Here is a 20,711-nt window from a genome sequence, read left to right as displayed (position 1 = left end):
ATGAGCAATCCACTCATCGAACTGCGGGGGGCGACCAAACGCTTCCCCGGGACCGACGGTGGCATCCACACCGCGGTGAAGAACATCGACTTCACCGTCGCGGCAGGCGAATTCGTCGCCGTGGTCGGCCCGACCGGATGCGGCAAGTCCACCACCCTCTCGCTGGTGTCGGGGCTCGAGCCCACCTCGGCGGGCCGGACCCTGGTGCGCGGCAAGGATGTCGAGGGCATCCCCGACGGCATCGGCTACATGTTCCAGCAGGACGCGGTGCTGCCCTGGCGCAGCGTCCTGGACAACGTCGCGCTCGGTCCACGCTTCCGCGGCGAGTCGAAGGCTGCCGCCAAGGCGAAGGCCGCCGAGTGGGTGCGCATCGTCGGCCTGGCCGGGTTCGAGGACTACTACCCGCACCAGCTCTCCGGTGGCATGCGCAAACGCGTCGCACTGGCCCAGACGCTGGTGAACGAGCCCGAGATCCTGCTCATGGACGAGCCGTTCAGCGCGCTCGACGTGCAGACCCGCCAGCTCATGCAGGACGAACTGCTGCGGGTGTGGGCGGGCACCGATGCCGCGGTGATCTTCGTGACCCACGACCTCGAGGAGGCGATCGCCCTCGCCGACCGCGTCGTGGTGATGACCGCGGGCCCCGCGACGGTGTGCGGCGACTTCCGCGTCACCCTCGAACGCCCGCGCGATGTCGAAGAGGTGCGCCTCACCGAGGAATTCCGCGACCTCTATCGGGAAATCTGGGAAACGCTGCGCGACCAGGTCGAGGCGGCTCGCACGAAGGGAGCGACCCGTGTCGCTTGAGACGATGGACAAGATCGCCGTCACCGCGCCGGAGGTCGAGGCGGAGTCCGAGGACCAGATCCTGGCCAGGGTCAAGGCGAACCAGCGCAGGTCGAAGCTGCGGGTGTGGGGCCTGCGGGCCGCGCTGGTGGCGCTGTGGCTGGGGTCGTGGGAACTGGTCGCCAGCGTGTGGATCGACCCGTTCTTCTACTCCAAGCCCTCGCTCATCTTCGACCGCCTGGTCGAATGGTTCACCGAGGGCACCCAGTTCGGGTCGATCTGGCTGCAGATCTTCACCACGGTGCAGGAGGCCGTGCTCGGCTTCGCGATCGGTACCGTCGCCGGCATCGTGCTCGGCACCCTGCTCGGCCGCAGCCGCTACTGGGCCGACGTGCTCGCCCCGTTCATCAAGGCGCTCAACGCCGTTCCGCGCATCGTGCTCGCCTCGCTGTTCATCATCTGGTTCGGCCTCGGGCTCTCGTCCAAGGTCGCGACCGTGGTGGTGCTGGTGTTCTTCGCGGTGTTCTTCAACGCGTTCACCGGTGCGAGGGAGGTCGACGGCAATGTCATCAACAACGCCCGCATCCTCGGCGCGAGCAGGCGCCAGATCCTCGGGTCGATCGTGCTGCCCAGCGCCACCACCTGGATCCTGTCGAGCCTGCACACCGCGTTCGGGTTCGCGCTGATCGGCGCGGTCGTCGGTGAATACGCCGGTGCCAGCAAGGGTCTGGGTCTGCTGATCTCCAACGCGCAGGGCACCTTCGACGCGGCAGGCATCTACGCGGGCATGATCATCATCACCGTGGTCGCGCTGATGGCCGAATGGCTGATCGGCTTCGCGGAGAACCGCCTGCTGAAATGGCGCCCCTCGCAGGCACAGTCGGGACACGGGGTGTAGACGATGAGATACCGCAAGCCAATCGCGGTGGCCCTGCTCGCGATCAGCTCGCTGCTGCTGGCCACCGGCTGCCGCGACTCGCGCTCGATCCCGATGTCGGACGGCAGGCCACAGATCACCATCATGGTCGGCGGCCTGGAGAAGGTGATCTACCTGCCCGCCATGCTGGCCCAGCAACTCGGCGCCTTCGCGGCCAATGACATCGACGTGAAGCTGCTCGGCGAGCAGTCCGGCGCCAGCGCCGAGACCGCGCTGCTCACCGGGGACGTGCAGGCGGTGGTCGGCTTCTACGACCACACCATCGACCTGCAGGCCAAGGACCAGTGCCTGCAGACGGTCGTCCAGTTCGCCGACGTGCCCGGCGAGGTCGAGCTGGTCTCGACCGCCGACGCCGCCGAGATCCGCTCACCCGCCGATTTCCGCGGCCGCAAGCTGGGCGTCACCTCGCTCGGCTCCTCGACCGACTTCCTCACCCAGGCCCTGGCCGGGCAGGCGGGCCTGAGCACGTCGGACTACACGCGGGTGAAGGTCGGCGCCGGCCAGACCTTCATCGCCGGCATGAACCACGACGGGATCGACGCGGGCATGACCACCGACCCCACGGTGGCGAAGATGGTCGAGTCCGGTGACGCGCGCATCCTCACCGATATGCGCAACGAGGAGGGGACGCGGGCGGCGCTCGGCGGCCTGTATCCCGCGTCCTCGCTGTACATGAAGTGCGACACCGTCGCGGCGCATCCGGAGATCGTGCAGAAGCTGGCGGCCGCCTTCGTGCAGACCCTGCGCTGGATCGACACGCACACCCCGGAGGAGATCGCCGCGAAGATGCCCGCGCAGTACGCGGGCAGCGATCCGGCGCTCTACGTGCGGTCGATCCGCGACTCGATCGGCATGTTCAACGGCGACGGTCTGATGAAACCCGAAGGCGCCCAGAATGTTCTGCGCATCCTCGGTCAGTACTCCCGCAATGTGGCGCCGGTTCGCGAGCGCATCGATCTCGCGGCCACCTACACCAACCGGTTCGTGGAACAGGCCAACCGGACCGCGCAGTAGTCACCTCTCGACCCTGCCGCCACGTTCCGGCGGTGGGGTCGAGGCGTGCGCTCAGCTGTTGGCGGGCGTGAGCGCCTTGGTCAGCGCGGGCACCGCCAGACGCCGCTGCCACGGCCGCGCGCCACCGGCGCGCAGGAAGGTCTCGATCGTGGCCGAGAGCTGATCCGGCTCACCGACGTCGGCGTAGTCGGGCAGCCCGTCCCAGCACAGGCGGCGGACGAGATCGGGGGAGAGCAGGTTCTCCACCGGGATGGCGTACTCGGTGGACAGTTCCCCCATGGCCGCGCGGGCGGTCGACAGCCGCGCCGCGGCCGCCGGATCGCGGCGTTCCCAGCGGTTGGCCGGGGGTGGACCGTCGAAGGGCAGCGTGAGCGGCGGCAGTTCCTTGTCCGGCAGGGTGCGGCCCCGCTCGACCGCGGCGAGCCAGTCGCGCGAGTAGCGGCGCTGCCGTGGCCCGCCGAAGACCGGCAGGGTGCGCAGCTGGGCGATGCTGCGCGGCTCGCCGGTCGCGGCGGCGACGATGGCGGAGTCGGGCAGGATGCGCGCGGGCGCCACGTCGCGGGCGCGGGCGAGCTCGTCGCGGGTGGTCCACAGCTCCCGCACGATGGCCAGCTGACGCGGGCGGCGCAGAGTGTGGATCCCGGAGGTGCGCCGCCACCGGTCGGCCTTCGGCGCAGGCGGGTCCATGGTCCGGACGTGCTCGAATTCCTCGGCGGCCCAGTCGATCTTGCCCTGCTCGGTGAGGTCGGCGGCGACGGTGTCGCGCAGTTCCAGCAGCAGTTCCACATCGAGCGCGGCGTAGTTGAGCCACTCGTCGGGCAGCGGACGCGTCGACCAGTCGGCGGCGCCGTGGCCCTTGCGCAGGGAGCGTCCGAGCAGGTTCTCCACCATGGCCGCCAGCCCGACGCGCTCGTAGCCGGCCAGGCGACCGCCCAGTTCGGTGTCGAACAGGCGGGCCGGGCGCAGGCCCAGCTCGGCCAGACCGGGCAGGTCCTGGTCGGCGGAGTGCAGCACCCACTCCAGCTCGTTGATCACCTCGGCCAGCGGGGTGAGCGCGTCGGTGACCGGGATCGGGTCGATGAGGAAGGAACCGGCGCCCGCGCGCCGCAGCTGGATCAGGTAGGCCCGGGCCGAGTAGCGGAAACCGGACGCGCGTTCGGCGTCGACGGCCAGCGGGCCGGTGCCCGCGGCGATCGCGGCGGCGGCCGCGGCGACCTCGTCGGCGGTCGCCAGCACAGGTGGAACCCCCTCGGCGGGGGCGAGCAGGGGCTCTGCTGCGGTGGGTTCCTCGGCGACCGGCATAACCGTGAACTCTACGTGGCGGTCAGGGTCGATCGGTGCGGGTATACGACTCCGGTCGCAAATGGGTGATCCCGGCGGGCGGCAATCCGGCGGCGAACGCCAGCACCTCACAGAACGCTTCCACATGGCGGCGCATCTCGGTGTTCATGGCCGTCCACGACGCGCGCAGCTCGAGCTGATGCGCCCGCGGCGGGCCGGCGATGTCGCCGTAGCGGACCGAGCTGGTCGCGGTGACCGTGCCGCCGAGCGCGGTGAACGGCTCGCCGCGCGACTCCAGCGAGTCGACCAGCCAGCTCCACGCCACCTCGGGCAGCAGCGGGTCGGCGGCGAGGGCGGCGTCGATGTCGGCCTGGATGTAGGCCACGAGCCGGAAGACGCCGTGCCAGGCCTCGTCGCCGTCGGGGTCGTGCAGCAAGATCAGCCGGCCGAAGGCGTCGCCTTCGGAATCGATCGGTACCACGGCGCTGTCGGGGTGCGTGACCTCCGCTCCGAGCGCATAGGAGAACGGCGCCAACCGTTGCGGGGGACGGATAGGCGCCAGCTCGATTCGAGGGTGCACTGTTGCGGTGCCCATCGCATCGACCGCCGCCCGGAAAGAAGCAGGCTCGCGGGGCGTTCCCCCGGTCGGTGCGGCGCCGTCGCGGATGTCGAGCGGTGTCACGAGGAGCAACGGTAGACCGTTGCCCTCCGGCGCGGGCGGAGGCGCGCCGCCAACCGCGTCCGCGTGCGGGCTGCGTTGCGCAGCGCGCATTCTCGGCGTCGACGTGATGCACGATGTGCGACGGCGGCGGGTGTCTGTCGTCATCGGGCTGATTCGTCCGGGTTCGGCTCCGCAGGGGACGACGGGACCGGCCCGACGCTTCCCGGAGCCGTCGTCGCGCGCTCGCCGGGCCGGCCGCGATCCGCGGACGGGGATACCGACCCGCCGCGCGATGCTCGCGTGCCCGGTGGATGACCAGGTGCGCGCCCGGGGCCGTGCCGCTGTCCGCTTAGGATGAACGCGATGAGCACTTACACCCGCCGCCGGTTGACCGATGCCCCCTTCCTGGCCGCCGCCACCGGCGCGACGCCGACCAGGCGGCCGGTCTGGTTCATGCGCCAGGCGGGCCGGTCGCTGCCGGAGTACCGGGAGCTGCGCAAGGGCATCGGCATGCTCGAGTCGTGCTTCGACCCGGAGCTGGTCTGTGAGATCACCATGCAGCCGATCCGCAGGCACGGCGTCGACGCGGCGATCCTGTTCTCCGACATCGTCGTTCCGCTCAAGGCGGCCGGGATCGACCTCGACATCGTGCCCGGCGTCGGCCCCGTGGTCGCCTCGCCCGTGCGGACCGAGGCCGATGTCCGCGCCCTGCCGCGGTTGCGGCCGGAGGAGGTCGGCGCGGTCACCGAGGGCGTGCGCCTGCTCACTGCCGCACTCGGCGACACCCCGCTCATCGGTTTCGCCGGCGCCCCCTTCACCCTGGCCTCCTATCTCGTGGAGGGCGGGCCGAGCAAGCATCACGAGCGCACCAAGGCGATGATGCACGCCGACCCGAAGACCTGGCACGCCCTGCTCGGCGCGCTCACCGACATCACCATCGCCTTCCTGCAGGCCCAGCTGGCCGCCGGGGTCGACGCGGTGCAGCTGTTCGACTCGTGGGCGGGCGCGCTGTCGCTGGCCGACTACCGCGAGTACGTGCTGCCGCACTCGGAGCGCGTCTTCGCCGAGGTGGCCGCGGCCGGCGTGCCGCGCATCCACTTCGGCGTCGGCACCGGGGAACTGCTCGGCGCGATGGGCGAGGCGGGCGCCGACGTGGTCGGTGTGGACTGGCGGGTGCCGCTCACCGAGGCCGTGCGCAGGGTCGGCGCGGGGAAGGGCCTGCAGGGCAACCTCGATCCCGCGATCCTGTTCGCCGGATTCGACGCGGTCGAGGCCGAGACCCGCCGCATCGTGCGCGAGGCCGACGAGGCGATCACCCTCGGCGCGAGCGGCCACATCTTCAACCTGGGCCACGGCGTGCTGCCCGACACCGATCCCGGTGTGCTGACCGCTCTCGTGGAACTGGTGCACTCGCTGTAGTTCGCACGTACTCCCGGGCGGGCCGCGTGGGACGTGGTGTCGCGACGGCGACGTCGGCGGGTGACCACGGCGCCTCGTCCTGCGGACCGGTCCGGCCGGGACCCAGGCGGCGGTTCCGGCTGACCCGTGGTCGACCGTGGTGATCCCGGCGACATCGCACAGGCGCGTGGGTCCGCCGGGGCGATCACGACTACGGTCGAGGCATGCGGATCGCGGTCATCGGTGGTGGTATCAGCGGACTCGTCGCGGCGTATCGGCTGCGGCAGCGGCTCGGCGCCGAGACCGACATCGTGGTGCTGGAACAGGGGCCGCGCCTCGGCGGGGTGTTGCACACCGGCGAATTGGCCGGGGAGCCAATGGATCTCGGCGCCGAAGCTTTCGTCGGGCGCAGGCCCGAGGTCATCGAGCTGATGGCCGAACTCGGCCTGGACGATCAGCTGGTACGTCCCGCGGGCAAGCGGCCGCTGGTGTGGGCTCAGGGCGCGGCGCACCCGCTGCCGGGGCGCACCCTGATGGGCATCCCGACCGATGCCGAATCGCTGCGCGGGCTCGTCGACGAGGCCACCCTCGCGCAGGTCGCCGCCGAGCCGGAGCGGCCGCTGCGCTGGGAGCCGGGCGCCGACGTCGACGTGCAGAGCCTGGTCGCCGACCGCTTCGGCCGCCAGGTCGTCGAGCGCAGTGTCGACCCGCTGCTGGGTGGGGTGTACGCGGGCATCAGCGCGTCGATCGGGGTCAGGGCCGCGCTGCCCGCCCTCGCCGCGGCCCTGGATCGTGGCGCGACGAGCCTCACCGAGGCCGTGCGCGCGGCCATGCCCGCGCCGAGCACCGAGCCGGTCTTCGGCGGCCTGCGCGACGGCTACGGCGCCCTGCTTGCGGCGCTGACCGAGGCGGCCGCGCCCCGCGTGATCACCACCGTGGCGGGTACCCGGGTCGCGCGCGCCCCGCGTGGCTGGGTGGTCGACCCGCTCGGCCTCGTCGACGCTGTCGTCGTAGCCACCCCGGCGCCGGTGACCGCGCGCCTGCTGCACCACGCGGTCCCGGCCGCCGCCGAGGCCGCGGCGGGCATCGCCCTGTCGTCCTCGGCGTTGGTCGCCATGGCCCTGCCGCGCGACACGGCCCTGCCCGACAACTCCGGCATCCTCGTCGCCACCGGAGAACCCTTGCGCGCCAAGGCTTTCACTCTCTCGAGCCGCAAGTGGCCGCATCTCGCCGCGCGTGACGTCGCGCTGGTGCGCGCCTCCTTCGGTCGCTTCGGTGACGACTCGCCGCTGACCTGGTCCGACGACGACCTAGTCGCGGCCGCCGTCGCCGACCTGTCCACGGTGACCGGCCTCGCGATCACCCCGGTCCAGTCGATCGTCCAGCGCTGGCCGGGCGGCCTGCCCCAATACGCCCCCGGCCACGCCGACCGCGTCGCCGCGATCGAAGCGGCCGTAGAGCCGCTGGACGGCCTTGCCGTGGCGGGTGCCTACCTGCACGGCGTCGGCGTTCCCGCCTGCGTCGCCACCGGCACCGCCGCGGCCGAGCGCATCGCCGGCGCGGTGGGCGCCCGCGTCGACTGACGCCGCCAGGTCGCCCACGCCGCACCGCGTGACGCGCCGCGTTCACCCGGTTGCGGAGGATTCGCGGTGACCGAAAATACGCACGCGCGGACGTAATAGATCGCACCACGTCACGGCATCGGAATCCCGTGTTCGCGCCGATAGTCTCGACGTCATGCAGCTCTCGCCCTCGACCGACATCGCGTTGCGGGCGGTCATGCGGCTGGCCGCCGGTGACGACACGGGCGGCCGGATCACGACCGGGATCATCGCCCGTCAGGTCGGCGCCTCGCCACGGCACACCTCCAAGGCGATCGCCCGCTTGGTGGCGATGGGGCTGGTCGAGGCCCAGCGGGGCCGGACGGGCGGCTTGACGCTCACCACCGCGGGCCGCGAGATCGGACTCGGCACGCTGGTGCGCGACCTCGAGGGCGACCGCGAGATCGTCGAGTGCACCGGCGAGCACCCGTGCCCGCTCATCGCGGCCTGCCGGTTGCGCAGGCTCCTCGCCGAGGCGAAGGCGGCGTTCTACGCCGAACTCGACCGCTACGTCGTCGCCGACCTGGTCGCCGGGCCCGCCGGACGTTTGCTGCAGCTGCTCGCGCATCCGCGCGCGGGCATCGGTGATTCCCAGGAGTGAACCATGACCACACCCGCCCACCGCGGCGCCCCCGAGCTCACCCCGGCCGAGGCCGAGACCGTGCGCGCGACCCTGCCGCTGATCGGCGCGAACATCGACCGGATCACCGGCACGTTCTACGCGACCCTGTTCGAACACCACCCGGCGCTGCGCCGCGACCTGTTCAACCGCGGCAACCAGGCCCAGGGCAGCCAGCAGCGTGCGCTCGCGGCCTCGATCGCCACCTTCGCGGGCTACCTGGTCGACCCCGCGCTGCCACATCCCACCGAGTTGCTGGCCCGGATCGGCCACAAGCACGCCTCCCTCGGCATCACGCCCGACCAGTACCAGGTGGTGCACGACAACCTGTTCGCCGCGATCGTGGCGGTGCTCGGCGCCGACGTCGTCACCCCGCCGGTCGCCGCGGCGTGGGACAGGGTCTACTGGATGATGGCCGACGCGCTCATCGACCTGGAGAAACAGCTCTATGTCGGCGCGGGCGTCGAGCCCGGCGACGTGTTCCGCCGGGTCACGGTGACCGAGCGCGCCGACGATGCCGCGGGCACCGCCGTCTTCACCGTCGTCGCCCCTGACGGCGCCGACCCGCTCCCGTATTTCCTGCCGGGACAATACCTTTCGGTCGGCGTGCGGCTGCCCGACGGCGCGCGTCAGCTGCGGCAGTACAGCCTGGTCAACGCGCCGGGCGGGGGAGTACTCGAATTCGCCGTCAAGCGGGTGCGGTCCGCGGCCGGGTGCCCGGCGGGCGAGGTGTCGAACCACTTGCACGACACCGTCCACGCCGGCGACGAGCTCGAGATCACCCTGCCCTTCGGCGATCTCGCCGTCGACCCCGACGCCGCCACCCCGCTCGTGCTGATCTCGGCGGGCATCGGCGCCACCCCGATGATCGGCGTCCTGGAACACCTCGCGGCCCGGAATCCGGACCGCCCGGTGCGGGTGCTGCACGCCGATCAGGCGTCCGGCACCCATCCCCTGCGCGATCGCATGCGCGCGCTGATCGGACGGCTGAACGCCGCGAGCCTCGATCTCTGGTACACCGAACCCACCCCGGGCGCGCACCGCGGACTGCTCGACCTCGGCGGGATCACCTTCGCGCCCGACACCGAGTTCTACCTGTGCGGCGCAACGGGTTTCCTGGACGCGGTCCGCGCCCAGCTCGCCGCCGCAGGCGTGCCGGCGCGGCGCATCCACCTCGAACAGTTCACCCCCACCGACTGGCAGGCGCTGAGCTGTCCGGTGTGAATCCGGCGTGTCCGGAGGTCGCGGTGATAGCGATCGGGCATGATCGCTCGCTGTGACCTCCGCCGACGCGAAATCGCACCGCTTCCTCTACCTCGACCCCGACCTCGGTCCGGTCGAATACCAGGCCGATCGGGTCAGCGCTGTCGTCTCGATCTTCGGCACCGACGAGCACCGGCCGTGGCGAACGGACCGGCCCACCACGAGCTGACCGGCACGACAGTGGCACGATAGGAACCATGGCGCGACTCGACTATCAGGCTCTCAACTCCACCATCCGCTACCTGATGTTCTCGGTGTTCCAGGTGCAGCCGGGTGTGCTCGGCGACGACCGGGCAGCGGCGATCAAGGAGGCGCAGGCCTTCTTCGACGGTCTCGCCGACAAGGGCATCGTGCTGCGCGGCATCTACGACGTGGCCGGGCTGCGCGCCGACGCCGACTTCATGCTGTGGACCCACGCCGAACGCGTCGAGGACCTGCAGGCCGCCTACGCCGACTTCCGCCGCACCACCGAGCTCGGCCGGGCCAGCGCGCCGGTGTGGAGCAACGTGGCGGTGCACCGCCCCGCCGAGTTCAACAAGAGCCACATCCCGGCGTTCCTCGCCGGGGAGGACCCGGGCGACTACATCTGCGTGTACCCGTTCGTGCGCTCCTACGAGTGGTACCTGCTGCCCGACGAGGAGCGTCGCAAGATGCTCGCCGACCACGGCAAGGCCGCGCGCGGCTACCCCGACGTGCGCGCCAACACCGTCAGCTCGATGGCGCTGGGCGACTACGAGTGGATCCTCGCCTTCGAGGCGCCCGAACTGCACCGCATCGTCGACCTGATGCGTGACCTGCGCGCCACCGAGGCCCGCCTGCACGTGCGCGAGGAGATCCCGTTCTTCACCGGTCCCCGGGTGGAGATCGACAAGCTGATCACCGCACTGCCGTGACGAAAGAAGGCCCGGTCGCCGACCGGGCCTTCGCTCATTCCGCCTTGGGCTGCAGGCGCAGGGCGATCGAGTTGATGCAGTACCGCTGGTCGGTGGGGGTGGGGTAGCCCTCGCCCTCGAAGACGTGGCCGAGGTGGCTGTGGCAGTTCGCGCAGAGCACCTCCACCCGGCGCATGCCGAGGGAGTCGTCGGCGCGCAGGATCACCGCGTCGGAGTCGGCGGGGTCGAAGAACGACGGCCACCCGCAGTGCGAGTCGAATTTCTCGGTGCTGCGGAACAATTCGGCGTCGCAGGCGCGGCAGGTGTACACGCCTTCGGTCTTGGTGTCGGTGTACTCCCCGACGAACGGCCGCTCGGTGGCGGCCTCGCGGAGCACGGCGTATTCCTGCGGATCCAGTTTCGCCCGCCACTGCTGCGGCGTCAGCTGGATGCGCGGCGTGGGCAACGAAGTATCGGAACTCATCACTCCACGCTAATAGGTTCGGCCGGTGCGCGCCGCGAGGATCGCGTCACGCACCGGCCGACGCCTATTTCAGCGCGGGTTCGCGGTCCCCGGCGGGCTCCTCCGGGGTCACCGGGTCGTCGTCGGAGTCCGGCGCGGCCACGGTCCCGGCGACCGGCTTCGGCTCGTCGGCGCCGTCGCGGGAGTCGGGCGCCGCGGCCATCCACGCCGGGTCGATTCCGAAACGCAGCCTGCCCTCGCGGCGCGCGGCCAGGTACCGGTCACCCAGCACACAGAACACGACGACCAGCAGCAGACCCCAGCCGAAGGTCACCCGCAGGTACTCCAGCGAACGGCCGATGCTCTGCCAGCGATCCGAGAGCCACTTGTCGTAGGTCATGAACCCGAAGATCGCCAGCCAGGCGGGCCAGTTGCGCAGCACCGAATTGCGCAGCACCACCGACATCAGGAACGGGAACAGCATCATCGAGTAGTACATCTGGCCCAGCGAGAGCAGCAGGAACGACGCGGTGAGCAGCACACCCGAGGAGGTGGTGACGAAGAACAGCTCGTCGTCGCGGTAGTAGCGCCACAGCAGCCACAGCGTCACCAGCACCAGCGCGGCCATCACGGCCTGGGTCACCAGGATCAGCCAGTGCGGCAGCCCGTAGTAGGCGCCGTTGCCGCCGATCGAGCTGTTGAAGTAGTCGCGCGTCTCGGCCAGGTAGGGCACGACCCGGGTGAAGAACTTCTCCGGATCCGCCGACAGCGGCCAGGCGATCGCGGTGAGCGTCAGCGGTACGCCGAACGCGGTGATGAAGACCTTCCACTGGCCGCGCGCCGCGGCGACCAGCAGCAACGGCGCCAGCGTCGGTTTCACCGCGATGCTCAGGCCGAGGGCGACACCGGCCCACAGATCCCGCCGCCGCAGCAGCAGGTGGATGAACGCCATCTCGGCCAGCAACAGGCAGCCGTTGACGTTGGTGAACACCAGCGTGTTGGTCACCGTCTCGGAGGCGAACATCGCCAGCAGCAGCGCGGGTGCGGCGACCGAGCCGATCCCGAACTTGAACAGCCGCAGCAGCAGGTACCAGGCGATGAGGATCGCGAGCGCGTTGAGCCCGATGAACAGCCATCGGGACAGTTCGTACTCGATGACCGCGACGGGCGCGATCAGCAGCGTTCCGCTCGGGTAGTAGAGGTAGTGCGGGTCGACCGACGAGAAATCGGCCGTGTACAGCGGCCTGCCGTTCAGGAACTCGAACGAGGCGTTGTAGACCGGTCGGTAGTCGTCGGTGACGAAGCCGTTGATCGCCTTGATGAACACACGGTTCAGCACCGTCATGACCGCGAACGGCCAGAGCGCGAACTTGATCACCTCGGCGGAGGTGCGAGCGGTACGAGGCTCGAGCTGTCGGAACAACACTGGGGCACGGTACACCGGATCGGGTAGCGATGGTGTCGCCGGACCCGTCCGACGCGCCGGAACGGGGGCTGCGCGCGCGCCCGGTCAGGCCGGGCAGGCGCCGCCGTCGGCGGGCAATTTCGCCTCGGCGAGGTAGTCGGTGACCGCCTTCTGCGCGCACCCGGAGTGCGCGATCACCGGATGCCCCCAGCCCTGCCAGGTCATCGTGGCGTGCCGGGCTCCCGCCGAGCCGAGCGCGCCGGTCACCGAGCCGGCGGCACTGCCGACGACCGGGTCGGCCGCGCCGGCGAACACCAGGACGGGCAGGTCGAGTTCGGACGGCAGCGGCGGCGCGGTCGAGACCGGCCAGGCCGAGCAGACCATCAGTTCGATGGCGGCGGTCCGGCCGAAAACCGGATATTTGCCGGCCCAGGTCTCGGTGAGCTCACGGGCCTTGTCCGGGGTGGGCGGTTGCTGGCTGTCGGTGCAGCGGTTCACGAACTCGCCGTCGGAGGCGATCGCCGCGGATTCGCGGGTGACCAGGGCGGCCAGCGGCGCGCGATCGCCGCGGTCGGCGGCGGCGAGGATGTCGGCCAACGCCGTCACCCGGGTGGCCTGGTCGCCGCGCGGGCTGGACAGGAAGCCGGTGAGCGCGGTCGAGAGGTCGGCGGCGGAGATGTCGCCCAGCTCGCCTGCGGTCGCCTTGGTCATCAGGCCGGTCACCGTCGCGCGCGGGTCGGCGCCGAGCGCGCAGGCGGCGGCCTTGCAGCGTTGCGCGAAGGCGGTGAGGGCGGCTTCGGCGCCGGTGACGGCAGCCTCGGCCATCGTGGTCGCGTCCGCGCCGACCGGTTCGGGGGAGTCGAGTACGAGCCGGGCGAGATGGTCGCCGTAGCGACGGGCGTAGCTGAGCGCGACCTTGCCGCCGTTGCCGGTGCCGACCAGGTTGATCTTGTCGACCTGCCACTGCTTGCGCAGCTGCTCGATGTCGTCGGCGGCGTGCGGTGCGTCGAAGGTGCCCTCGTAGGGCTGCAGGAAGTCGCGGCAGGCGATGGTGGCGTCCTGGCTGTAGCCGGCGACCGCGCCGACCTGGTCCTTGCTGCCGACACCGAACTGGCCGAGATCGGTCATCACGGCGCGCAGCTGAGCGGGGATGCAGTCGATCGGCTGGGAGGCGCCGATCCCGCGCCGGTCGACGGCCACGATCGGCTGGGCCGCCAGCAGTGCGCTGTTGGGGCCGACGGCGAGCCCGGCGAGCGTCGCGGCCGAGGAGCGGTCGGCGCCGGAGGTGAGCACCAGCGGCGCGGCGTCGGCGGGCGTCTGCGGCAGCCGGGCGCGCAGGGCGCCCGCCCGGAACGTGCCGAGCACGGTGCCCGCGGTGTCGATCGGGGTGGAGAAGTCGGCGCACTCGAGCACCAGCCCCGCGGGCCCGGGACCCAGATCCAGCGAACCCAGGGTGGAGGCGGTGCAGTCCTTCCAGGCGAGATCGGTCTTGGGCGCCTCGGCCTTGGCGAGTTCGGGCGCCGCGGGCGCCTCGGTCTGCGCGCCACCGGCGCCGGGACGCTCGACGGCGACGACGGGCCGATCCGACGGTCCCGCCCCGCACCCCGCGAGCATGATCGACAGTGTCGCGGCCGTCACCGCGGCCCGAGTCCAGCGCATGGGCTACACACTGCCAGGTTCGGCGGCAGGTTTCATCGACGGGCCCATCGGGCCAGGATCGTTCCGTCCTCGGCCAGCACCAGCTGCTTGCGGCTCATCGGGGTGTCGAAACCGCTCGCCGACAGCGAGATTCGCCCGCCCGCGCCGCCGACCAGCCGGGGCGAGGTGGTCAGGCACAACTCGTCGACCAGGTCCGCCTCGGCCAGCTGCCCGAACAGATGGGGGCCGCCCTCGCACAGCACCCGCTGCAGGCCGCGCTCGGCGAGCACGCGCGGGATCGCGGCGGGCATGATCGCGGCCTCCCCGGCCACCACCACCTCGGCCCCGGCCCGCGCCAGCGCGGCGACCGCGTCGGCGTCGGCGTGGGCGGTGGTGATGATCAGCGGCGCCACCTCGGCGTCGGTGAACAGCTTCGCCGCCGGATCCAGCCGGGCCGAGGCGGTGACCACCGCGATCGGTGGGGGCGTGCCGTCGGCCGACCCGCCGATGCCGTGCTGGAAGTGCGCGCGGCGCCGCGCCGGATCCGGGTGCGCGCCACCGTAGTTCTCCGCGCGCACCGTGCCGGCCCCGACGACGATCACCTCCGCCAGCTCGCGCAGCAGCGTGAACACCCGGTGATCGGCCTCGGTACCGAGCCCGGCCGAGACACCGTCCACCGTGAACGACCCGTCGACACTGTTCACGAAGTTGGCCCGCACCCAGGGCCGATCCAGCTGCCGCGGATAGGCGTAGCACCTGGCCAGTGCGTCGTCGTCGAGGTCTGCGAGCTGGGTCACATTGTGGATACGCTGCATAGGGACTGATGCAACCACGTCCGTACGATTCGTTCATGCAAGAACGCCTCGTCGATCGCCATCCGGAGGTCCCGGCCGACCAGCTCGTCGCGCAGATGGTGCCACCGCCCATGTTCGACGAGGTCAGCTTCGCCTCCTACATTCCCGACCCGAAGGAACCGAGTCAGGCGGCGGCGGTCCGCAAGGCCGAGGAATTCGCCGGTCAGGTCGCCAAGATCCACAAGGCCGGGTCGAAGAAGAGCCTGTTCGGCAAGAAGAAGGCCGTTACCGGCGCCGGGCTCTACCTCGACGGTGGCTTCGGCGTGGGCAAGACCCACCTGCTGGCCTCGATCTTCCACAGCGCGCCCGCGCCCAAGTCGTTCGGCACCTTCGGCGAGCTGACCAACCTGGTCGGCGCGCTGGGCTTCGTCAACGCCGTGGAGCGTCTCTCCGGCAACAGCCTGCTGTGCATCGACGAGTTCGAACTCGACGATCCGGGCGACACCACCATGGTCTCGCGCCTGCTCACCGAGCTCTCCGCCGCGGGCGTCTCCATCGCCGCCACCTCGAACACGCTGCCCAGCCAGCTCGGCGAGGGCCGCTTCGCCGCCCAGGACTTCCTGCGCGAGATCAAGAAGCTCGGCTCGATCTTCGAGCCGGTGCGCGTCGACGGTCCCGACTACCGGCACCGCGATCTGCCGCCCGCCCCCGAGCCGACCTCGCCCGAGGTGCTGGCCGAACGGGCCGCCGCCACACCGGGTTCCACCCTCGACGACTACGACGCGCTGCTGAAGCACCTGAGCACGCTGCACCCGTCGAAGTACGGCGCGCTCATCCACGGCGTGAGCTCGGTGTTCATCTCCGGTGTGCACCCGGTGACCGACCAGGCCGTCGCGCTGCGCATCGTGGTGCTGGCCGACCGGCTCTACGACGCCAGCATCCCGGTGACGGTCTCGGGCGCCAAGCTCGACGAGATCTTCTCGCAGGAGATGCTCGACGGCGGCTACCGCAAGAAGTACCTGCGCGCGATCTCGCGTCTGCTGGCGCTCTCGCGATTCGAGGCCGCCGCGGCCTGAGCGGCGCGCACGGAGTATTTTCTGAGACCGACCGTGTCCCGGTGTCGTCGAAGGAGTTCCCCGTGACCCGCAACCGTCGTACCGTCCGGGCGGGCCTGGCCGCCGCGACCGCCGTGGCCGTGGTGTTCGGTCCGGTCGCCGGCCAGGCGCTGGCCGAGCCCGCGGGCACCGAGTCCGCGGTCGTCGACCGCTCGCTCGGCCTGTCCGCGGTGCAGAACGCCAGGGACGCGGGCGGTTACGTCACCACCGACGGTCATCGGGTGCGCACCGGCCTGGTGTTCCGCACGGGCGCGCTGGACAAGGCGACCCCGGAGGACCTGGCCCGGCTGAGCGCACTCGGCGTGCGGGTGGTCGACGATCTGCGCACCGGCTACGAGCGCGCTCTCGGCCCCGACAAGCTGCCCGCGGGTGCCGTCGGCCACTCCTACGACGTGATCGGCCAGGCGTCGCCGCTGATCCTGGCGGGCGCCCTGGTGGGCGGTGAGGGCATGTACCGCGCCTTCATCACCGCGCCCGGCGCGAACGAGGCCTTCGCCGCGGTGCTGCGCGACATCATCGCCGCCGACGGCGCCGGGGTGCTGTTCCACTGCAGCGCCGGCAAGGACCGCACCGGCTGGGCCTCGGCGGTGCTGCTCACCGTGCTCGGCGTCGACCGGGCCACCGTCACCGCCGACTACCTCGCCTCCAACACCTATCGCAACGCGGCGCCCACCGACCCGCTCAACGGCGTGCAGCAGAGCTGGCTCGACGGCGCCTTCGACCAGGTGGACCAGTCCTACGGCAGCTTCGACAACTACGTGCGCGCCGGTCTCGGCCTGACCGAGGACGAGGTCGCCGCGCTGCGGTCGGCGCTGCTCAGCTGAGCGCGCGCTCGAACACGAAGTCGGCGTGCACCTGGTTGCCGACGGTGAACGTCTTGGTGCCCACCCGCGCGAAACCATGCTTGCCGTAGAACTTCTGGGCGCGCTCGTTGCTCTGGTTCACTCCGAGCCAGATCGCCACGGCGCCTGCCTCGCGCGCGGTGGCGACCGCGGCCGTCATCAGCGCGCCGGCCACGCCGCTGCCGTGATGGCCGGGCAGCACGTACATCTTGCTCAGCTCGACCACCGCGCCCGGCCGCACCTGCGCGGCGACCTCGGGATCCTCCGGCCTGCCCGCGAGGAGCATGGCGTAACCGACGATCTCGTCGCCCTCGACGGCCTTGAGCACGGTGCGCCGCGGATCGGACAGGTATTCGCCGAACCGCTCCCCGGAGAGCATCTGCTCGAGGAAGATCTCGATATCGCCCTGAGTGGCCTCGGGCGGACAGGCCAGTGGGAAGGTCGCGGCGGCGACATCGCTGAGCTCCTCGGCATCCCAGAGCCCGGCCCGATCGACGACGACGGAACTGTTGGTCATAGTTCCAGTACAGCACGGGTCGCCCCCGCGGCGGTGGCATCGCGACCGCCGTCCCGAGTACTCTCCTCGCCATGACGAGCGGTAGCCGCATCGGGATCGTCGGTGCGGGAGTTGCGGGTTTGGCCTGCGCGAAAGTGTTGAGTCGGGCGGGGTTCCCGGTCGAGGTGTTCGACCGTGCCCCTGACGTCGGAGGTGTGTGGAGCGCCACCCGTCGGTATCCGGGCCTGCGCGCGCAGAACAGCAAGTTCACGTACCACTTCAGCGATCACCCGATGCCGGAGGACTATCCGCGCTGGCCCGACGGCCAGCAGATGCAGGCCTACCTCGCCGGCTACGTCCAGCACTTCGGCCTCGCCGGGCAGTTGCGCCTGGGCACCGAGGTGGTCGCGGCCGATCCGGTGGACAGCGGCTGGCTGCTCGAGGTCCGTGACGCCGACGGTGTGCACCGGGCGTCCTGCGATCACCTGATCGTGGCCAACGGCGTCTTCAGCGATCCGGTGCTGCCCGAGCTACCCGGCGCCGACGCGTTCCGGGCCGCGGGCGGGCGCATCTGCCACGTCTCGGACTTCCACGACGCCGAGTGGGCGCGGGACCGGTCGGTGGTCGTCATCGGCTACGGCAAGTCGGCCACCGACGTGGCCGAGGCCGTCAGCCACCTCGCCGACGAGACCAGTGTGATCGCCCGCAGACTCACATGGAAGATGCCGCGCAAGTTCGGCGGCGGCCTCGACTACGAGCGCCTGCTGTTGACCCGTTTCGGCGAGGCGCACTTCGCCTCCCGCGAACCCCGCCGCGCCGAACGGCTGATCGACTCGCTGAGCCTGCGCGAGGCCAACATGGACCTGCTGCAGGAGCGGGTGACCCGCAGGCTGAAGCTGCGCGAACTCGGACTGCTGCCCGAGGGGCGGTTCGAGCAGATCGCCACCAGCAGTGCCGCGCTGGCGACCGAGGGCTTCGCCGAGCAGGTCGAGGCGGGCCGGATCGCGGTGCACCGCGACACCGAGGTCACCGATCTCATCGGCGGTCAGCACGGCCCGGCGGTGCGGTTGTCCGACGGCACCCTGAAACTGGCCGAGATCGTCATCTGCGCCACCGGATACCGGCAGGAGGTGCCGTTCCTCACCCCGTACGTGCGCCGGGCCCTCACCGACGACGTGGGCGCCTTCCGGCTCTACCGCAACATCCTGCCCGTCGACGTGCCGAACCTGACCTTCGCGGGCTACAACAGCTCGCAGGTGAGCGCGCTGGGCGCCGAGGTCGGCGCGCACTGGATCGCCGGGCTGCTCACCGGAAAGTTCGTGCCGCCCATGGCCGAACAGATGAACTCCGAGATCGACGAACGGCTGGCGTGGTCGCACGAGCGCAGCGAGGGCAGGCACGCCCAGGGCGCCTCGGTGAGCCCGTTCTCGCTGGCCAACATCGACGAGATGCTCGACGATCTGCGCACCCCACTGCCGCTGAGCAGCAGGCTGGCGCAGTGGGTACGCCCGGTGCGGCCCGCGACCTACCGCCGGGTCCTGCGCGAGCGCGCGGTGCCGGTGCCCGCGCCGCCCGCACCGGCGCCGATTGCCGAGCGGTAGCCGACACGCCGGATCGGCGGCGCCGCGACACTTGGTGGCGACCGTCGCGTTGGTGATAATCCTCGCGTGGACGCGCTGGATCTGAACTTGCTGCTCGCTCTCGACGCACTGCTCGACACCAACAGCGTCACCGAGGCGGCCCGGCGTCTGCACACCTCGACCTCGGCGATGAGCCGCACCCTCACCCGATTGCGCGCGGTCCTCGGCGATCCGCTGCTGGTGCGGTCGGGACGCCAGCTGGTGCCGACGCCGCGGGCACTGGAACTGCGCCAGGACGTGGCGGGCCTGGTCGAGCGGGCACGGTTGCTGCTGACCACCCGCGACGGTGACGAGCCCGGCCGCACCAGGGATTTCGTCGTCCGCGTCGCCGATCCGGTGGCCGTGCGGCTGGCCGGGCCGCTGCTCGCCGCGGTCCGCGCCGAACTGCCGGGGGTGACGGTGCGGCTCCTCGCCGCCGACCCCGCCGACGCCGCCGTCGCCCTGCGGGACGGCCGGGTCGACGTCGAGGTCGGCATGATCGGCCGGACCGACCCGGAGACCGTCGTCAAACGCCTGTTCGCCGACCGCTGGGTGGGTATCGCCGCCGCCGGTCACCCGTTCGGCGCCGAGCGGCCCACGGTCGCCGCCTACGCCTCGGCGCCGCACCTCGAGGTGTCACCCACCGGCCGCACGCACAGCCCCATCGACGACCGCCTGGCCCTGCACGGTCGCACCCGCCGCGTGGTCGCCACCGTCCCCGATTTGTCCACCGCGCTGCTCACGGTCGGGTCCACCGAACTGGTCTGTCCCGCACCGGAACTGCTGTCGCGTCCCGCCCGCGCGAGCCTGGGCCTGTCCATGTTCGAGATCCCCCTCCCGCTGCCCGCCCCGGTGATCGCCATGGCGTGGCATCCGCGCAACACCGCCGACGCGGGCCACCGCGCCCTGCGCGAGCTCATCGACGCCGTCCTGCGCGAGTCGACGACACCGGACCTGGTCGCGGTCGAAGCGGTCTGAGCCGCCGGTCAGGGGAACGACGAGCTTCGCCAGGTCAGGACGAACAGCGCCATGCGGGCCACGAGGAGAAACGTCATCACGAGCCCCGCGGCCGCGACGAAGCGCGCGGCCGACGCCCAGTGCCGGCCTCGCGCGGAGTCGACGCGGGTCGTTCCCACGGCGCCGAGCGCGAGCGCCGTCCCGCCCGGAATCGCGGGCAGGAGCGTATAGATCAGCGGCCCGGTGAGGGTGGTTTCGAGCGGATCCCACGGACAGGGGATCTGGGCTGTGACGACAGCCGCCGCCACGGCGGCAGCCGCGAGACCGAACGCGAGGTAGCCCACCCACTCGGACCTGAGCCACGCGCGCAGCGCCGGAAGAGACGGCGGCACAGGCTCGGTCATTCCGTGCTCGCGATCGTGGTCGCCATCGACAGGAGTAGTTCGAGCGCGTAGCGCACGGATTGATCGAGGACTTCGGCCGGGTCGCCGTCGAACTGGCGGTGGCTCGTCTCGACGTGGTCGCGCGAGCACACGCAGAACCACACCGAGCCCTCGGGCTCACCGTCCTGGGGTCCGGGACCGCCGACGCCGGTGGTGGCGACGGCGAGGTCGGCGTCCAGCAGAGAGCGGACGCCCTCGGCCATGGCCCGCGCCGCGACCTCGGAGACCACCGGCACATCGGGGACGTCGAGGACGCGTCGCTTGACCTCCGTGGAGTAGGCGATGACCGCGCCGCGGAACCACACCGCGGAATCCGGGGCGGCGCCGAGGGCCGCGGCCACATTGCCCGCTGTCAACGATTCGGCGACGGCGACCGTCAGCTCCTGGCGTTCGGCCAGCTCGGCGAGTTGCTCGGCGATCGTGGTCATGGTCTCCTCCGGCGGTCGGGGACCCGTTTCGGACGGGAACGCGCGGGTATGTTCGCCGTGGATCCAATCACAGACTGCC

General features: G+C 71.3%; 22 protein-coding genes. 13 read left to right on the top strand and 9 right to left on the bottom strand.

From position 1 onward, the window contains the following. The 3 genes from DFR69_RS02130 to DFR69_RS02120 are packed head-to-tail and all read left to right on the top strand — an operon-like array spanning position 1 to position 2,737. Positions 1 to 807 carry an ABC transporter ATP-binding protein gene (locus tag DFR69_RS02130; RefSeq protein WP_110035683.1) on the top strand — a complete coding sequence of 269 codons (807 nt, stop codon included), beginning with the start codon at positions 1 to 3 and terminating at the stop codon, positions 805 to 807. Then, entirely contained in the window at positions 797 to 1,684 is an 888-nt protein-coding gene (locus DFR69_RS02125) for an ABC transporter permease (protein WP_110035682.1), read from the top strand. The genes DFR69_RS02130 and DFR69_RS02125 overlap by 11 nt, the downstream gene beginning before the upstream one ends. A gap of 3 nt (positions 1,685 to 1,687) precedes the next feature. Continuing rightward, positions 1,688 to 2,737 carry an ABC transporter substrate-binding protein gene (locus tag DFR69_RS02120; protein ID WP_110035681.1) on the top strand — a complete coding sequence of 350 codons (1,050 nt, stop codon included), beginning with the start codon at positions 1,688 to 1,690 and terminating at the stop codon, positions 2,735 to 2,737. Positions 2,738 to 2,788: 51 nt separating this feature from the next. Here DFR69_RS02120 and DFR69_RS02115 read toward each other — a convergent pair whose 3' ends face one another. Then, positions 2,789 to 4,039 (bottom strand): HRDC domain-containing protein, encoded by a 1,251-nt coding sequence (locus tag DFR69_RS02115; protein ID WP_110035680.1) that lies wholly within the window; start codon positions 4,037 to 4,039, stop codon positions 2,789 to 2,791. A 22-nt stretch (positions 4,040 to 4,061) separates the two neighbouring features. Continuing rightward, positions 4,062 to 4,613, bottom strand: a complete 552-nt coding sequence (locus DFR69_RS02110; RefSeq protein ID WP_233001424.1) for a DUF3000 domain-containing protein — start codon at positions 4,611 to 4,613, stop codon at positions 4,062 to 4,064. Between the two features lie 420 nt (positions 4,614 to 5,033). Between DFR69_RS02110 and hemE the strand changes: the two genes are divergently transcribed. The 6 genes from hemE (at position 5,034) to hemQ (ending at position 10,453) form a co-directional block, all read left to right on the top strand. Further along, positions 5,034 to 6,098, top strand: coding sequence for a uroporphyrinogen decarboxylase (hemE, locus tag DFR69_RS02105; RefSeq protein ID WP_110035678.1), 1,065 nt, complete (start codon positions 5,034 to 5,036; stop codon positions 6,096 to 6,098). A 203-nt stretch (positions 6,099 to 6,301) separates the two neighbouring features. Next, positions 6,302 to 7,660, top strand: coding sequence for a protoporphyrinogen oxidase (locus DFR69_RS02100; RefSeq protein WP_110035677.1), 1,359 nt, complete (start codon positions 6,302 to 6,304; stop codon positions 7,658 to 7,660). Between the two features lie 154 nt (positions 7,661 to 7,814). Continuing rightward, positions 7,815 to 8,279, top strand: coding sequence for an RrF2 family transcriptional regulator (locus DFR69_RS02095; protein ID WP_110035676.1), 465 nt, complete (start codon positions 7,815 to 7,817; stop codon positions 8,277 to 8,279). Between the two features lie 3 nt (positions 8,280 to 8,282). Further along, entirely contained in the window at positions 8,283 to 9,521 is a 1,239-nt protein-coding gene (locus DFR69_RS02090) for a globin domain-containing protein (protein WP_110035675.1), read from the top strand. 52 nt (positions 9,522 to 9,573) lie between these two features. After that, the gene (locus tag DFR69_RS34280) at positions 9,574 to 9,729 is read left to right on the top strand and encodes a hypothetical protein (RefSeq protein ID WP_167456128.1); all 156 of its coding nucleotides are present in this window, start codon (positions 9,574 to 9,576) and stop codon (positions 9,727 to 9,729) included. Between the two features lie 28 nt (positions 9,730 to 9,757). Continuing rightward, positions 9,758 to 10,453 carry a hydrogen peroxide-dependent heme synthase gene (hemQ, locus tag DFR69_RS02085; protein ID WP_110035674.1) on the top strand — a complete coding sequence of 232 codons (696 nt, stop codon included), beginning with the start codon at positions 9,758 to 9,760 and terminating at the stop codon, positions 10,451 to 10,453. Positions 10,454 to 10,487: 34 nt separating this feature from the next. Here the strand turns inward: hemQ and msrB are convergent, their stop codons facing one another. The 4 genes from msrB to DFR69_RS02065 all read right to left on the bottom strand — a co-directional run bounded on the left by msrB (position 10,488) and on the right by DFR69_RS02065 (position 14,753). Continuing rightward, the gene (gene msrB, locus DFR69_RS02080; RefSeq protein WP_110035673.1) at positions 10,488 to 10,916 is read right to left on the bottom strand and encodes a peptide-methionine (R)-S-oxide reductase MsrB; all 429 of its coding nucleotides are present in this window, start codon (positions 10,914 to 10,916) and stop codon (positions 10,488 to 10,490) included. A 64-nt stretch (positions 10,917 to 10,980) separates the two neighbouring features. Then, positions 10,981 to 12,321 carry a glycosyltransferase family 87 protein gene (locus tag DFR69_RS02075; RefSeq protein WP_186817504.1) on the bottom strand — a complete coding sequence of 447 codons (1,341 nt, stop codon included), beginning with the start codon at positions 12,319 to 12,321 and terminating at the stop codon, positions 10,981 to 10,983. Between the two features lie 84 nt (positions 12,322 to 12,405). Next, positions 12,406 to 13,959 carry an alpha/beta hydrolase gene (locus tag DFR69_RS02070; RefSeq protein ID WP_110035671.1) on the bottom strand — a complete coding sequence of 518 codons (1,554 nt, stop codon included), beginning with the start codon at positions 13,957 to 13,959 and terminating at the stop codon, positions 12,406 to 12,408. 32 nt (positions 13,960 to 13,991) lie between these two features. Continuing rightward, complete coding sequence (locus tag DFR69_RS02065; RefSeq protein ID WP_110035670.1) at positions 13,992 to 14,753, bottom strand: pyrimidine reductase family protein; 762 nt, start codon at positions 14,751 to 14,753, stop codon at positions 13,992 to 13,994. Positions 14,754 to 14,788: 35 nt separating this feature from the next. Between DFR69_RS02065 and zapE the strand changes: the two genes are divergently transcribed. Both zapE and DFR69_RS02055 read left to right on the top strand, forming a co-directional pair. Next, entirely contained in the window at positions 14,789 to 15,808 is a 1,020-nt protein-coding gene (gene zapE, locus DFR69_RS02060) for a cell division protein ZapE (RefSeq protein ID WP_110035669.1), read from the top strand. 62 nt (positions 15,809 to 15,870) lie between these two features. Further along, entirely contained in the window at positions 15,871 to 16,671 is an 801-nt protein-coding gene (locus DFR69_RS02055) for a tyrosine-protein phosphatase (RefSeq protein WP_110036088.1), read from the top strand. On the opposite strand, the gene DFR69_RS02050 is transcribed toward DFR69_RS02055, so the two are convergent. Continuing rightward, on the bottom strand, positions 16,664 to 17,206 hold the full coding sequence (locus tag DFR69_RS02050) for a GNAT family N-acetyltransferase (protein WP_110035668.1): 543 nt from the start codon (positions 17,204 to 17,206) through the stop codon (positions 16,664 to 16,666). The genes DFR69_RS02055 and DFR69_RS02050 overlap by 8 nt on opposite strands. A gap of 71 nt (positions 17,207 to 17,277) precedes the next feature. Here DFR69_RS02050 and DFR69_RS02045 point away from each other — a divergent pair, with 71 nt between their 5' ends. Continuing rightward, on the top strand, positions 17,278 to 18,786 hold the full coding sequence (locus DFR69_RS02045) for a flavin-containing monooxygenase (RefSeq protein ID WP_110035667.1): 1,509 nt from the start codon (positions 17,278 to 17,280) through the stop codon (positions 18,784 to 18,786). Positions 18,787 to 18,852: 66 nt separating this feature from the next. After that, positions 18,853 to 19,782, top strand: coding sequence for a LysR family transcriptional regulator (locus DFR69_RS02040; protein WP_110035666.1), 930 nt, complete (start codon positions 18,853 to 18,855; stop codon positions 19,780 to 19,782). An 8-nt stretch (positions 19,783 to 19,790) separates the two neighbouring features. Here the strand turns inward: DFR69_RS02040 and DFR69_RS02035 are convergent, their stop codons facing one another. Continuing rightward, on the bottom strand, positions 19,791 to 20,165 hold the full coding sequence (locus DFR69_RS02035; RefSeq protein ID WP_110035665.1) for a hypothetical protein: 375 nt from the start codon (positions 20,163 to 20,165) through the stop codon (positions 19,791 to 19,793). Then, on the bottom strand, positions 20,162 to 20,632 hold the full coding sequence (locus DFR69_RS02030) for a CinA family protein (protein ID WP_110035664.1): 471 nt from the start codon (positions 20,630 to 20,632) through the stop codon (positions 20,162 to 20,164). Before DFR69_RS02030 ends, DFR69_RS02035 begins: the two co-directional genes overlap by 4 nt. Positions 20,633 to 20,711 lie beyond the last annotated feature (79 nt).

The sequence above is a fragment of the Nocardia neocaledoniensis genome, assembly GCF_003182135.1.
Classification (GTDB): Bacteria; Actinomycetota; Actinomycetes; order Mycobacteriales; family Mycobacteriaceae; genus Nocardia; species Nocardia neocaledoniensis.
Note: the sequence above shows the minus strand (reverse complement) of the source record. Positions and strands in the feature narration are given on the sequence as shown.